Origin of the sequence: Pseudomonas sp. FSL R10-2189 (genome assembly GCF_009600325.1) — a bacterium.
Classification (GTDB): domain Bacteria; phylum Pseudomonadota; class Gammaproteobacteria; order Pseudomonadales; family Pseudomonadaceae; genus Aquipseudomonas; species Aquipseudomonas helleri.
Window position 1 is genome coordinate 1 of sequence record NZ_WIVZ01000027.1, and the last position, 14,426, is coordinate 14,426.

The window sequence follows — 14,426 nt, forward strand, 5'->3', positions numbered from 1 at the left end:
ACTCGAACTTCCACGGCCTTGCGGCCACCAGCACCTGAAGCTGGCGTGTCTACCAATTTCACCATCTGGGCAGTATCAGCAACGTTGCCGCTGTTGATGTGGCGCACTATACGGAGAGCTATTTGATCTGTAAACCCCTGTTTTGGTTTATAAATCAAAATTCTTTATGAAACCCCCAAATGCAAAAAACCCGCTTTCGCGGGTTTTGTGTGAGATGCAAGATTGTACTAATCTCACTCTCTAAATTGGTGCCCAGAAGAAGACTCGAACTTCCACGGCCTTGCGGCCACCAGCACCTGAAGCTGGCGTGTCTACCAATTTCACCATCTGGGCAGTATCTGCAACGTCGCCGTTGTCGATGGCGCGCACTATACGGATGCCCCTTTGACCTGTAAAGCGTTGTGATTAAAAATATTCAAAATATTTCGCGGGCGGTGTGTTTGAGCCCGCCAGACGCGTCAGAACCGGCTAATACGGCACTGCTAGAGTCCGAAATTTCCCGTTTCAATACGCGTATGCCAAACTAACCGCATATAGACAAGGTGAAAACTATCTAATGGCCGATTGGCAGACCCTCGATCCCGAGGCCGCACGTGAAGCGGAAAAATACGAAAACCCTATCCCAAGTCGCGAACTGATCCTTCAGCATCTGGCTGAACGCGGTTCGCCTGCTGCTCGTGAGCAGTTGGTCGCAGAGTTTGGACTCACGACCGAAGACCAAATTGAAGCCCTGCGTCGTCGCCTGCGAGCGATGGAGCGCGATGCTCAACTGATTTACACCCGCCGTGGCACGTACGCGCCGGTAGACAAGCTCGACCTGATCCTGGGCCGCATCAGCGGTCACCGTGATGGCTTCGGCTTTTTGGTGCCGGACGATGGCAGCGACGACCTGTTCCTGAGCCCGGCGCAAATGCGTCTGGTGTTCGATGGCGACCGTGCGCTGGCCCGTGTTTCGGGTCTGGACCGCCGTGGCCGTCGTGAAGGCGTGATCGTTGAAGTGGTCTCGCGTGCTCACGAAACCATCGTGGGTCGTTACTTCGAAGAAGGCGGCATCGGCTTTGTAGTGGCCGATAACCCGAAAATCCAGCAGGAAGTGCTGGTGACTCCGGGCCGCAATGCGGGCGCGAAGATCGGGCAGTTCGTTGAAGTGAAGATCACTCACTGGCCGACCCCGCGCTTCCAGCCGCAGGGTGATGTGCTTGAGGTGGTGGGCAACTACATGGCGCCCGGCATGGAAATCGACATCGCGCTGCGCACCTATGACATTCCTCACGTCTGGCCGGAGGCTGTGCTTAAAGAAGCCGCCAAGCTCAAGCCAGAAGTTGAAGAGAAAGACAAAGAGAAACGCATTGACCTGCGCCATCTCCCGTTCGTCACCATTGACGGCGAAGATGCCCGCGACTTCGATGACGCTGTGTACTGCGAAGCCAAGTCCGGCAAGCTGCGCTTGTTTGGCGGCGGCTGGAAGCTCTACGTGGCCATTGCCGACGTATCCAGCTACGTGAAAATTGGTTCGGCACTGGACGCTGAAGCCCAAGTGCGTGGCAACTCGGTGTACTTCCCGGAGCGCGTGATTCCCATGCTGCCCGAGGAGTTGTCCAACGGCCTGTGCTCCCTGAACCCGAAAGTCGACCGTTTGGCCATGGTGTGCGAGATGACCATCTCCAAAACCGGCGAAATGACCGACTACCAATTCTACGAAGCGGTGATTCACTCGCAGGCGCGTCTGACCTACAACAAGGTCAGCACCATCCTTGAGCACCCGAAAACCAGCGACGCCAAGCAACTGCGCAGCGAATACGCTGATGTGGTGCCGCACCTCAAGCAACTGTACGCACTGTACAAAGTGCTGCTGGGCGCTCGTCATACCCGTGGCGCGATTGACTTTGAAACGCAGGAAACCCGGATCATCTTCGGTTCCGAGCGCAAAATCGCTGAAATTCGCCCAACCACGCGTAACGACGCGCACAAGCTGATCGAAGAGTGCATGCTGGCGGCCAACGTGGCCACCGCTGAGTTCCTCAAGAAGCACGAAATCCCGGCCCTGTACCGTGTGCACGACGGCCCGCCGCCTGAGCGTCTGGAAAAACTCCGCGCGTTCCTCGGTGAGTTGGGTCTGAGCCTGCACAAAGGCAAGGATGGCCCTTCGCCGAAGGACTATCAGGCGTTGCTTGAGCACATCAAGGACCGCCCCGATTACCACCTGATCCAGACCGTGATGCTGCGCTCGTTGAGCCAGGCGGTGTACAGCGCTGATAACCAGGGCCACTTCGGCCTGAACTACGAAGCCTATACCCACTTCACTTCGCCGATCCGTCGTTACCCGGACTTGCTCACGCATCGGGCGATTCGCAGCGTTATCCACTCCAAGCAGGATACCCCGCACGTTCTGCGTGCTGGCGCGATGACCATCCCGAAAGCGCGCATTTACCCGTACGACGAAGCGATTTTGGAGCAGCTCGGCGAGCAATGCTCGATGAGTGAGCGCCGTGCCGATGAAGCCACGCGTGACGTGACTAACTGGCTCAAGTGCGAGTTCATGAAGGACCGCGTAGGCGAGACGTTCCCGGGTGTGGTGACAGCAGTTACCGGTTTTGGCCTGTTCGTTGAGCTGACCGACATTTATGTTGAAGGTCTGGTCCACGTGACTGCCTTGCCGGGCGACTATTACCACTTTGACCCTGTGCATCACCGCCTGGCGGGCGAGCGCACCGGTCGCAGCTTCCGCTTGGGTGACACGGTTGAGGTGCGCGTCATGCGGGTTGATCTGGACGAGCGCAAAATCGACTTCGAAATGGCTGAGAAAACCCTCAGCGCGCCGATTGGTCGTAAAAACCGCACCGACGAAAAGCCTGTGCGTAAAAACGTGGGCAAATCCGGGACCAAGCCGACTGAGCCGCCACCGGTTGAAGCGGCTAAACCCGCTCGCCGCAGTGCGCCAGCCAAAACCGTGAAAGCGTCTGACGGTGCTTATCGCTCCAGCGACGCAGCGGCCAATAACGCCGAAGTGCGTAAAAGCCGCGAAGTGAAAAAGGCGCTGTTGGCCGACGCGAAAAACGGCGGTCGAGCATCGGAGTCGGGAAAGTCGGGGAGGGCAGCACCCGCTAAAGACGCGGGCAAGCCTTCCAAACCCAGCAAACATCGTAAAGGCCCGCCAAAATCGGGCGTCGCGCCTGCCAGCAAAAGCGGCGGGTCGCGCAAACCTAAGGCCAAGTCATGAGTCAGTTGGAAAAAATCTACGGCATTCACGCCGTAGAAGCGTTGCTTCGTCACCACCCAAAACGCGTCAAGCACATCTGGTTGGCTGAAAGCCGCAACGATCCTCGCGTCCAGACCCTGGTCGCGCTGGCTGCTGAAAACCGGATCGACGTCGGTCAGGCCGAGCGCCGTGAAATGGATGCTTGGGTTGAAGGCGTACACCAGGGCGTTGTGGCGGATGTCAGCCCGAGCCAGGTGTGGGGCGAGGCCATGCTCAACGAATTGCTGGATCGCACCGAAGGTGCTCCGCTGATTCTGGTGCTGGATGGCGTGACAGACCCGCACAACCTGGGTGCTTGCCTGCGTACCGCCGATGCGGCCGGTGCACTGGCAGTTATCGTGCCTAAAGACAAGTCGGCAACGCTGACCCCGACGGTACGAAAAGTAGCCTGCGGCGCGGCGGAAGTGATTCCGTTGGTGGCCGTGACCAACCTGGCCGCGACGCTTAAAAAGCTGCAACAACGTGGCTTGTGGATCGTCGGTACGGCGGGCGAAGCCGAACAGGAGTTGTACGAGCAAGACCTGACCGGCCCGACCATCATGATCATGGGTGCCGAAGGCAAAGGCATGCGCCGCCTGACCCGCGAGCATTGCGACTACCTGGTGCGCCTGCCGATGGCGGGCAGCGTTAGTAGTCTGAACGTTTCGGTAGCGACTGGCGTTTGCCTGTTCGAAGCCCTGCGTCAGCGCAGCGTTAAAGCCAAGGCCCCTGCCAAAAAGAAATAACCCACACCCGGCCTCAACTGTAGGAGCGAGCTTGCCTCGCGATCTTGTAACGATCAAAAGATCGCGAGGCAAGCTCGCTCCTACGGTTTGGGGGTGTTTGAATTGTTCAAATAATCACCAATCACCTTGCGTCGCTCTTGTCCCTTCTCTACAATTGCGCCCCTTGCCATCATGGCGGGCGCATATGTGCCTCTCTAGGCAAGACACACAAGTGTCATTCACTCCTTGTCTGACCGCTTTAAGTTAGCGGCAGGCTACAACCCGTAAGGAGCATTCATGCGTCATTACGAAATCATCTTTTTGGTCCACCCGGATCAAAGCGAACAAGTCGGCGGCATGGTAGAGCGTTACACCAAGCTGATCGAAGAAGACGGCGGCAAAATCCACCGTCTGGAAGATTGGGGCCGTCGTCAACTGGCCTACGCAATCAACAATGTTCACAAGGCTCACTACGTGATGCTGAACGTTGAGTGCACTGGCAAAGCCCTGGCTGAGCTGGAAGACAACTTCCGTTACAACGATGCTGTGATCCGTAACCTGGTCATCCGTCGCGACGAAGCCGTAACTGGCCAGTCCGAGATGCTCAAGGCTGAAGAGAACCGCAGTGAGCGCCGTGAGCGTCGTGACCGTCCTGAGCATTCTGACAGCGCCGATGGCGATGACAGCGATAACAGCGACGCCAGCGATAACGCTGACGAGTAATCCACGGACCTTTTGAGGAGCCAATTACATGGCACGTTTCTTCCGTCGTCGTAAATTCTGCCGCTTCACCGCAGAAGAAGTGAAAGAGATCGATTACAAAGATCTCAACACTCTGAAAGCTTACGTATCCGAGACCGGCAAAATTGTTCCAAGCCGCATCACCGGTACTAAAGCTCGTTATCAGCGTCAGCTGGCCACCGCTATCAAGCGCGCCCGCTTCCTGGCCCTGCTGGCCTACACCGACAGCCACGGCCGCTGAGACCGGGCAGTCGACAGGTAGTAAAGGATTGAATGCATGCGTGCCCTAGCTGAGTTCATCATGCGAGGCCGTGTGCAGGCCACGTTAATCGTGGCCGGATGTGCGGCATTGCCGTTTTTGTTCTGGTTGAGTGCTGCTGCAGGTTGCCTTGTGCTCCTGCGGCGCGGTCCGAGAGATGCCTTGAGCATCCTCTCATGGGCTTTACTGCCGGCCTTGGCCTGGTGGTTTATGGGCGAACCCCGCACCTTGATGGTGCTGCTGGGAACCCTGGGATTGGCGATGCTCTTGCGCGCCGGTCAGCCCTGGTACCGCGTGCTGCTGGTCAGCGTAGCGTTGGGTGTGGTGTATGGCGTGGTTCTGGGCACGGTTTTCCGCGAACCCATTGGTGCGATGGCGCAGGAGTTGGAAAAACTTCTGCCGCAGATCCTCAGTGGTCTCTACGACAAGTTATCTGACGTAGAGCGAGCGCGCCTCGGAGCACTGATTGCACCCGTCCTCACCGGTTTGATTGCAGCTTTGATGCAGGTCGTCAGCGTGCTGAGCCTGATTCTTGGGCGTTACTGGCAAGCGCTGTTGTATAACCCGGGCGGTTTTGCCAGCGAATTTCGCAGCATCCGCCTACCGCTGGGACCAGCGCTATTGTTGCTGGCGTGCATGCTTGTAGGTCCGAACTTCGGTCCGCAAATGGCCATGCTGACGCCGTTGTGCAGCGTAGCGTTGTTCTTCGCCGGCCTGGCCCTGATACACGGGCTGGTAGCGAAAAAGCGACTGGCCAAGTTTTGGCTGGTGGGGTTGTACGTCACGCTGCTGCTGTTTATGCAGCTGATCTATCCGTTGCTCGTGGTCTTGGCCATTGTCGACAGCCTGATTGATTTTCGCGGACGTCTGGCGCCGAAAGACGCTGATAAAGGCTCTGCGGACGGTGAAGGTTAAAAGTTAAGAGGATTTTCACATGCAACTGATCCTTCTGGAAAAAGTCGCAAACCTGGGCAACCTGGGCGACAAAGTAAATGTTAAGGCCGGCTACGGTCGTAACTACCTGCTGCCGTACGGCAAAGCTACCGCTGCAACCGCTGCCAACCTGGCTGCGTTTGAAGAGCGTCGCGCTGAGCTGGAAAAAGCAGCAGCTGACAAGAAAGCTTCGGCCGAAACTCGTGCTGCTCAACTGGGCGAGCTGGAAGTGACTATCACTGCCACCGCCGGTGACGAAGGCAAGCTGTTCGGTTCGATCGGTACTCACGACATCGCTGATGCACTGACCGCCTCTGGCGTTGAAGTTGCAAAAAGCGAAGTTCGTCTGCCGAACGGCACTATCCGCAACGTTGGCGAATTCGACGTGGCTGTGCACCTGCACGCCGAAGTTGAAGCAACCGTACGCGTTGTTGTGGTAGCTGCTTAAGCAGTCTTAACTGACTGGCACCGTGTGTGCTGGACGGTTAACATCGGGCACGATCCTGTTTACAGGTCGTGCCCTTTGTCTTTCTGCTGATCCTGATTTTCACCCCAAACTGACACGTGGCCATGAACGATATTTCCGCTCCTGAGCAATACGACCTGCAAACCGCAGCCCTGAAGGTGCCGCCGCACTCCATCGAGGCCGAACAGGCTGTACTCGGTGGTCTGATGCTGGACAACAACGCCTGGGAACGCGTGTTGGATCAGGTCTCGGACGGCGATTTTTATCGGCATGACCATCGCCTGATTTTCCGCGCCATCGCCAAGCTGGCCGACCAGAACTCACCGATTGACGTCGTGACCCTTGCCGAGCAACTGAACAAGGAAGGTCAGACCTCGCAAGTCGGTGGTCTGGGCTACCTGGGCGAACTGGCGAAGAACACCCCGTCGGTGGCGAACATCAAGGCCTACGCCCAGATCGTTCGTCAGCGTGCGACGTTGCGCCAACTGATCGGCATCAGCACTGAAATTGCCGACAGCGCCTTCAACCCGGAAGGCCGCACCGCAGAAGAGATCCTCGACGAAGCTGAACGGCAGATTTTCGCGATTGCCGAGGCCCGGCCTAAAACCGGCGGCCCGGTGAGCGTCAACGACCTGTTGACCAAAGCCATCGACCGGATCGACACCCTGTTTAATACCGACGAAGCCATTACCGGCTTGTCCACCGGCTATACCGACCTCGACAACATGACCAGCGGCTTGCAGCCAGCCGACTTGATCATCGTCGCGGGCCGTCCATCGATGGGTAAAACCACCTTCGCCATGAACCTTGTTGAGAACGCCGTGTTGCGCAGCGACAAGGCGGTACTGGTTTACTCGCTTGAGATGCCAGGTGAATCGCTGATCATGCGTATGCTCTCGTCGCTTGGGCGTATCGATCAGAGCAAAGTGCGTGCGGGTCGCCTCGAAGATGACGACTGGCCACGCCTGACCTCGGCGGTCAACCTGCTCAACGATCGCAAGCTGTTCATCGATGACACGGCCGGTATCAGCCCGTCCGAGATGCGTGCCCGTACCCGGCGCCTGGTGCGTGAGCACGGCGAGATTGGCATGATCATGATCGACTACCTGCAGTTGATGCAGATCCCGGGTTCGGGGGGCGATAACCGGACCAACGAGATTTCCGAGATCTCGCGGTCCCTGAAAGCGCTGGCCAAGGAATTCAATTGCCCGGTGATTGCCCTGTCGCAGCTCAACCGTTCCCTGGAACAACGGCCCAACAAACGCCCGATCAACTCCGACTTGCGTGAATCCGGAGCCATCGAGCAGGACGCCGACGTCATCATGTTCGTGTACCGGGACGAGGTGTACCACCCCGAAACCGAGCATAAGGGCGTTGCTGAAATCATCATTGGCAAACAGCGTAACGGCCCGATCGGTACGGCGCGTTTGGCGTTTATCGGCAAATACACACGCTTCGAAAACCTCGCGCCGGGCAGTTACAACTTCGACGACGAGTAACCCGTCGCCCATTTCTGATCGCTACCGCTCATCGGCACTGTCATGTTTGACAGTTACGGCGGGTATTTGCCTGTGCCCCTAATGACTGCGCGATGGTGTGAGTCATTCAGGAGTGCCGGTAATGGATGAGCTTCTCATTTTGGTTGATGCCAATGATCAGCAAACCGGGGTGGCGAATAAACTTAAGGCCCATCAAGAAGGCTTGCTTCACCGCGCTTTTTCCCTCTTCGTGTTCGACTCCCGTGGTTGGTTGTTGCTCCAGCGTCGGGCGCCGGAGAAATACCACTCCGGCGGTTTGTGGACCAATACCTGTTGCGGACATCCGCGCGATGGCGAGCCTACTGAAGACGCGGCTCATCGCCGGCTCGGCGAAGAAATGGGCTTTGATTGCGCGTTGCAAGAAGTCACTGCCTTTATCTATGAAGCGCAGGTGCCGGGCGGGCTTATCGAACATGAATTTGACCACGTCTACATAGGTCGCCATGACGGCGAGCCTGTCCCCAACCCTGCTGAAGCGTCTGACTGGAGGTGGATCGAACCGCACCGGCTATTGAGCTGGATGGGCGCCGAGCCCGAACTGTTCACCGTCTGGTTCAAGACAATCCTCGTCAGCAGCGGTAACCAGCTTGAGCAGTGGAGCCAACGGGCTCAATTGAGAAAGCCGCAAGCCACAAAAGCAGAACGAGCTTTTTTTCAGGGTGAAATACTTGCGCGTGTCTCGCGTACCTTTGCGCTAACCATCCCTCAGTTACCAGTCGAACTCTCGCCTGCCGTTACCAATGCTTATTTGATTCTGCGTCTCGCCGACACGATAGAAGATGAACCTGCGCTCTCTCTGGAGCAGATACGCCTGTATGAAGGCTCACTTTTGGCCGTCGTGTCCGGGCAAATGGATGCCCGGCGTTTAAGTGATGAGGTCGGCGCCTTACTGAGCGTGCAAACCCTAAAGGCTGAGCATGACTTATTAGAGCATTTGGCCTGGGTCATGGAAGCCAATAGCCAACTGAGCCCGCTTCAACGCGATGCGATTGTCGATTGCCTGGCCGTCATGGGCAAAGGCATGAGCGAGTTTCGCCGTGACCTGAGCCTCAAGGGGTTAACTACCCGTCATGATCTGGATCGTTACTGCTACTGCGCTGCCGGTGTGGTCGGTGAAATGCTGACCACGTTCTTTATCGATTATGAGCCAGCGCTTGGCTCACAGCGTGCCTTACTGTCACGCCTGTCGGTGTCCTTTGGTGCTGCGTTGCAATTGACCAATATCCTCAAGGACCAATGGGAGGACCGTCAGCAGGGCATTTGTTGGCTCCCGCAAGACCTTTTTGCGGAGCACGCAGTCGAGTTGTTGGCTTTGCAAGCAGGCCAGAGGAGTCCTGGCTTTGATCGAGCGCTTTGCGAGTTGGTGGGCACCGCACACGCTCACTTGCAGCGAGCCCTTGAGTACGCGCTGCTGATTCCTGCCAAGCACGATGGGATTCGTCGTTTTCTCCTGTGGACTATTGGCTTGACCCTGCTGACTTTGCGCAAGATCCATGCGCGTCCGGGTTTCAGCTCTGAGCCGGAGGTCAGGATCTCCCGCTCGCAAGTGGCCCTGATGATGCGCCTGACCCGAGCCTCGCAGCGGTCCAATACCGGCTTACGCCTGTTGTTTAAATTCGCCGCCCGTCGGTTGCCGCTCACCCCGCTGGATGCGCAGTGGCACGAGGCGGCCTGGGCCATTCATCAGTGGCCGCGCAGTTCTATTGATTTCCTCGCGGATCCTCCGTCAAATTCGGGTATTTGAGGCCAAGCTGTCCGGCGTTCGACTTGCCAAGAAAGCCCAGCGTTACAGTCGGAATTGGTCATTTTTTGTGCTATATTCCGCGCCCGCGAATTTCTCAGTAAATGTCGCGCCCTTTTTTTGCACTCAACACCGGTCATCGACATGCAAGCAGCGAAGCCAATTTTTGACTATCCGAAGTACTGGGCCGAATGTTTCGGGCCAGCGCCATTCCTGCCCATGAGCAGGGAGGAGATGGATCAGCTTGGCTGGGATTCATGCGACATCATCATCGTGACCGGTGATGCGTATGTCGATCACCCGTCGTTTGGCATGGCCATCATCGGCCGCTTGCTGGAGTCCCAGGGTTTCCGTGTGGGCATCATTGCCCAGCCGAACTGGCAGTCCAAAGACGACTTCATGAAGCTGGGCGAGCCGAACCTGTTCTTCGGCGTTGCGGCCGGCAACATGGACTCGATGATCAACCGCTACACCGCTGACAAAAAAGTCCGCTCCGATGACGCCTACACCCCTGGTGGCATGGCTGGCAAACGTCCGGACCGCGCGAGCCTGGTGTACAGCCAGCGCTGTAAAGAAGCCTACAAAAATGTCCCGATTGTGCTCGGTGGCATCGAGGCCTCCCTGCGCCGCATTGCCCATTACGACTACTGGCAAGACCGCGTACGCAACTCGATCCTGATCGACGCCTGCGCCGACATCCTGCTGTACGGCAACGCCGAGCGGGCCATTGTCGAAGTTGCCCAGCGCCTGTCTTATGGCCACAAGATCGAAGACATCACTGACGTGCGCGGTACCGCGTTCATTCGCCGTGACACGCCCAAAGACTGGTACGAAGTGGACTCCACGCGTATCGACCGTCCGGGCAAGATCGACAAGATCATCAACCCGTATGTGAACACCCAGGACACTCAGGCCTGCGCCATCGAGCAAGAAAAAGGCCCGGTTGAAGACCCGAACGAAGCCAAGGTCGTGCAGATCCTGGCCAGCCCGCGCATGACCCGTGACAAGACGGTGATTCGCTTGCCGTCTGTTGAAAAGGTCCGTGCTGACGCGGTGCTGTACGCTCACGCCAACCGCGTGCTTCACCTTGAAACCAACCCGGGCAACGCCCGCGCGCTGGTGCAGAAGCATGGCGAAGTGGACGTGTGGTTCAACCCGCCTCCGATTCCGATGACCACCGAAGAGATGGACTACGTATTTGGCATGCCTTACGCACGTATTCCGCACCCGGCCTACGGCAAGGAAAAAATTCCTGCCTACGACATGATCCGTTTCTCGGTGAACATCATGCGTGGCTGCTTTGGTGGCTGCACCTTCTGCTCGATTACCGAGCACGAAGGCCGGATCATTCAGAACCGCTCCGAAGAGTCGATCATTCGTGAAATCGAAGAGATCCGCGACAAGGTGCCGGGTTTCACCGGCGTCATTTCCGACCTCGGCGGCCCGACCGCGAACATGTACCGCATCGCCTGCAAGAGCCCGGAAATCGAATCCGCGTGCCGCAAGCCGTCATGCGTGTTCCCGGGTATCTGCCCGAACCTGAACACCGACCACTCGTCGCTGATCCAGCTGTATCGCAGCGCCCGTGCCCTGCCGGGTGTGAAGAAGATCCTGATCGCTTCCGGCCTGCGTTATGACCTTGCGGTCGAGTCGCCGGAGTACGTTAAAGAGCTGGTAACCCACCACGTGGGCGGTTACCTGAAGATCGCCCCGGAACACACCGAGGAAGGTCCGCTCAACCAGATGATGAAGCCGGGCATTGGCACCTATGACCGCTTCAAGCGCATGTTCGAGAAGTACACCAAGGAAGCAGGCAAAGAGCAGTACCTGATCCCGTACTTCATTGCGGCGCACCCTGGCACCACCGACGAAGACATGATGAACCTGGCGCTGTGGCTCAAGGGCAACGGTTTCCGGGCAGACCAAGTGCAGGCGTTCTACCCGTCGCCCATGGCCACGGCCACGGCGATGTACCACTCGGGCAAGAACCCGCTGCGCAAGGTCACTTACAAGAGTGACGGCGTGACCATCGTCAAGAGCGAAGAGCAGCGTCGTCTGCACAAGGCGTTCTTGCGTTATCACGACCCTAAAGGTTGGCCGATGCTGCGCGAGGCACTGACCCGCATGGGCCGTGCTGACTTGATCGGCTCGGGCAAGGATCAACTGATCCCGCTGCATCAGCCGGCGACCGACAGCTACCAGAGCGCGCGCCGTAAAAACTCGACGCCGGCTGGCAGTCATAAGGTTGCCGGTGGCAAAACCACCAAGATCCTGACGCAACACACCGGCTTGCCGCCGCGTGCCAGCGATGGTGGCAACCCGTGGGACAAGCGTGAAGAGGCCAAGGCTGCGGCGTTTGCCCGTAACAAACAGGCGGCCAAAGAGCGTCAGGAAGCCGCCAAGGGCGGTAAAGGCAAGAAGCCTGTGCGCAAGCCCGTAGTCCCGCGCTAAAAGCTCGCTCCTACAGATAAGTGCACGGCCTACACCAACGCCAGCCTTCGGGCTGGCGTTGTGCATTCTGGGGTGTGGGGTTACGCGTGGGGGGCTGGGGTTTCGGTGGCGTCTGCGTCTTCTTGCGCGACTTCGTGTTCTGCATCAACGTCTTGATCGTTCTCTACAGGAGTGCCTTCTGCTGCGGCTTTTTTGCGCGCGAGCTTTTCCTCTTTCTTCTGCTCTTTAGCCAGGTCTCGTTGACGTTTGGCGAAGTTATAGTTGGGTTTGGCCATGAGCGATCCTCTTGGGGTCGAAGGTGAGGTTGAGCGGCGCGTATTCTGCCCTGTATTAGTGCCTTGCCGTTAGCTGGGTTTTTGCCAGCAGGCTGTTTGCGCGCAAAACACGACTCTACACCCAGATGCCGATTAAACCCCGAAAAAGCCCAAAATGGCCTAAGGATGCTGGTCTAACGTTCGTTTGCCTGATAGAAGGTCATGACAAAAAACGTCAGGACGTGACGTGGGTCATTGGAACAACGTCCGTTTTCGTGCATCCTGTATACAAATAATGGATTTTTTGTACCCTACCTTGGAGAAAAACCATGTTTGCAAAAGTTGTTGCGGTATCTCTTTTGACCTTGGCCAGCGGCCAATTGTTAGCAGCTGAGTGCAAGGTCACCGTTGATTCGACCGACCAAATGTCGTTCAACACCAAAGCTATCGAGATCGACAAGTCCTGCAAAACCTTCACCGTAGAGCTGACACACTCCGGTAGCTTGCCAAAAGCAGTCATGGGCCATAACTGGGTACTGAGTAAAGAAGCCGATATGCAGCCTATCTCCACTGATGGTCTGAGCGCGGGTATCGACAAAGACTATCTGAAGGATGGCGACACGCGCATCATCGCACACACCAAGGTGATTGGCGCTGGCGAAACCGACTCCGTGACCTTTGATGTCTCCAAGCTCAAAGCGGACGAGAAGTACGGGTTCTTCTGCTCGTTCCCGGGCCATATCTCGATGATGAAAGGCACCGTCACGCTGAAATAAGCGCAGGTCCCTCAAACAGCCCTGACGTGCGTTGCGCCGTCGGGGCTGTTTGCATTCAGGCTCAGGCTTTTGAGTCGGTCATCTTGAAAATGCCTTGGGCGTTGCTGCTGTCGAAGTTCAGGTCGATGCGCCCGGTGTCCGGGTCGACCTTGCGCTGAATAAATTCGACAAACGAGCCCGGCACTTGATGCTCGCGGCACTGACCTTGGGCATCGATCAGCTCGCGGGTGACGGTGCAGGCGCGGTAGGCCGTCTGCATGACCCGCCCCGAAGCTGACACCTCAATGCTGTCTTTCATTGGCCGCTGCAATTCGCGCTGCTGGGCGACGCAGGCGTTCAGGTCCTGCACGCGGTCGGTCAAGTGGTTGAAGCTGTTGCCCTCGGTGGCGATCCAGGCCATTTCTGCGCTTTCGTTGAGCAAGCACTGGTAGTCCGCAGCGTGGACTACGCCGTGTTGGCGGCCAAAGGCGCGGTGCAAGGCGGGCAACAGCGTGCGGGCCTCGCTCAGGCTGCAATGGCGGGTCAGGCTCAGGCGGTTGAGCAGGCTCAGGTGTTCAGGCTGCAGCGGGTCGAGGCTTGAGCCGACCACACGACTGACAGCGTGCTGAAAGGCCTCGCTGAAGCGCCCGGGGTGCAATTCCGAGACAAAAAACTGCGCAATGTCTTCAGGCAGGTCCATCTGGCGATAGCCCCAACCGGTCATGTTCAGTTTGGTCAGCGGGTAGGTGCGCACATCGGTAAAGCCCAGCGGCTCCAGCAAGCGCGCAAACGCCTGACGGCCGCGCGGCAATTGGCCGTTAATGGGCCAGTCCACCGTGCGAATGGCGCCGTGATCAAAGACCACCTTGCGTCCTTGCCGGGCTTGTTCTTCGACATACCGTCGGCCATCTGGCACAGCGTTGACCAAGGTGTGGAACAAACACAGGTTCAGCGCTTGCGCGAGCCATACGCGGTGCAGCGACTGTTCGCTCCAGTTAAAGCGCTGCAAGGCAGGGGGCACCTCCACATGCTCGCGCAACCAGTGAGCGGTTGGCTGATCGAGTGCCGATTCAACCAAAGAGAACAAACCATCGAAAGAAGACATGGGGCAGGGCTCTGACGACCAAATAGAGGTCTATCAAAGCCCTTGAGCCCCGTGCGGACAAGCGAAAAAAAATGCGGGGTTCATTCCGTTTTTTCTGGCTGTGGTGCAGACAGGCCTACGCGGCCTTTTGATGATGAAAGCTGCCCGTCAAAATCTTCATCTGGCCGTTATAACGTAACGAGTAAGATGTCGCGACCGGAGTATTCGAGTGCGTGGAAGG

Annotated in this window: 12 protein-coding genes and 1 tRNA gene; 10 read left to right on the forward strand and 3 right to left on the reverse strand. The window is 57.5% G+C overall.

The window, feature by feature from the left end; translation table 11 throughout:
* Positions 1 to 246: 246 nt before the first annotated feature.
* Positions 247 to 333, reverse strand: a tRNA-Leu gene (locus tag GHO32_RS18365).
* Between the two features lie 223 nt (positions 334 to 556).
* On the opposite strand from GHO32_RS18365, the gene rnr reads away from it, so the two are divergent.
* The 9 genes from rnr to GHO32_RS18410 all read left to right on the forward strand — a co-directional run bounded on the left by rnr (position 557) and on the right by GHO32_RS18410 (position 12,092).
* Positions 557 to 3,220 (forward strand): ribonuclease R, encoded by a 2,664-nt coding sequence (gene rnr, locus GHO32_RS18370; protein ID WP_153334994.1) that lies wholly within the window; start codon positions 557 to 559, stop codon positions 3,218 to 3,220.
* Entirely contained in the window at positions 3,217 to 3,984 is a 768-nt protein-coding gene (gene rlmB / locus GHO32_RS18375) for a 23S rRNA (guanosine(2251)-2'-O)-methyltransferase RlmB (protein ID WP_048366586.1), read from the forward strand. Before rnr ends, rlmB begins: the two co-directional genes overlap by 4 nt.
* A gap of 276 nt (positions 3,985 to 4,260) precedes the next feature.
* Positions 4,261 to 4,686: a 30S ribosomal protein S6 gene (gene rpsF / locus GHO32_RS18380; protein ID WP_003439045.1), complete on the forward strand. Its 426-nt coding sequence runs from the start codon at positions 4,261 to 4,263 to the stop codon at positions 4,684 to 4,686.
* 28 nt (positions 4,687 to 4,714) lie between these two features.
* Positions 4,715 to 4,945: a 30S ribosomal protein S18 gene (gene rpsR / locus GHO32_RS18385; protein WP_003171373.1), complete on the forward strand. Its 231-nt coding sequence runs from the start codon at positions 4,715 to 4,717 to the stop codon at positions 4,943 to 4,945.
* Between the two features lie 36 nt (positions 4,946 to 4,981).
* On the forward strand, positions 4,982 to 5,878 hold the full coding sequence (locus GHO32_RS18390) for a hypothetical protein (protein WP_048366585.1): 897 nt from the start codon (positions 4,982 to 4,984) through the stop codon (positions 5,876 to 5,878).
* Between the two features lie 19 nt (positions 5,879 to 5,897).
* Positions 5,898 to 6,344, forward strand: coding sequence for a 50S ribosomal protein L9 (gene rplI, locus GHO32_RS18395; protein ID WP_048366584.1), 447 nt, complete (start codon positions 5,898 to 5,900; stop codon positions 6,342 to 6,344).
* Positions 6,345 to 6,466: 122 nt separating this feature from the next.
* A complete protein-coding gene (gene dnaB / locus GHO32_RS18400; protein WP_153334995.1) occupies positions 6,467 to 7,861 on the forward strand; it encodes a replicative DNA helicase in 1,395 nt (464 codons plus the stop codon).
* 121 nt (positions 7,862 to 7,982) lie between these two features.
* Positions 7,983 to 9,644, forward strand: a complete 1,662-nt coding sequence (gene idi / locus GHO32_RS26655; protein ID WP_256671011.1) for an isopentenyl-diphosphate Delta-isomerase — start codon at positions 7,983 to 7,985, stop codon at positions 9,642 to 9,644.
* Between the two features lie 141 nt (positions 9,645 to 9,785).
* Positions 9,786 to 12,092, forward strand: a complete 2,307-nt coding sequence (locus GHO32_RS18410) for a YgiQ family radical SAM protein (RefSeq protein ID WP_123751166.1) — start codon at positions 9,786 to 9,788, stop codon at positions 12,090 to 12,092.
* A gap of 80 nt (positions 12,093 to 12,172) precedes the next feature.
* On the opposite strand, the gene GHO32_RS18415 is transcribed toward GHO32_RS18410, so the two are convergent.
* Positions 12,173 to 12,367 (reverse strand): hypothetical protein, encoded by a 195-nt coding sequence (locus GHO32_RS18415; RefSeq protein ID WP_123751167.1) that lies wholly within the window; start codon positions 12,365 to 12,367, stop codon positions 12,173 to 12,175.
* Positions 12,368 to 12,675: 308 nt separating this feature from the next.
* Here GHO32_RS18415 and azu point away from each other — a divergent pair, with 308 nt between their 5' ends.
* Entirely contained in the window at positions 12,676 to 13,122 is a 447-nt protein-coding gene (gene azu / locus GHO32_RS18420; RefSeq protein WP_048366579.1) for an azurin, read from the forward strand.
* A gap of 61 nt (positions 13,123 to 13,183) precedes the next feature.
* Here the strand turns inward: azu and GHO32_RS18425 are convergent, their stop codons facing one another.
* Positions 13,184 to 14,206: a DUF1338 domain-containing protein gene (locus GHO32_RS18425; protein WP_153334996.1), complete on the reverse strand. Its 1,023-nt coding sequence runs from the start codon at positions 14,204 to 14,206 to the stop codon at positions 13,184 to 13,186.
* Between the last annotated feature and the right edge of the window lie 220 nt (positions 14,207 to 14,426).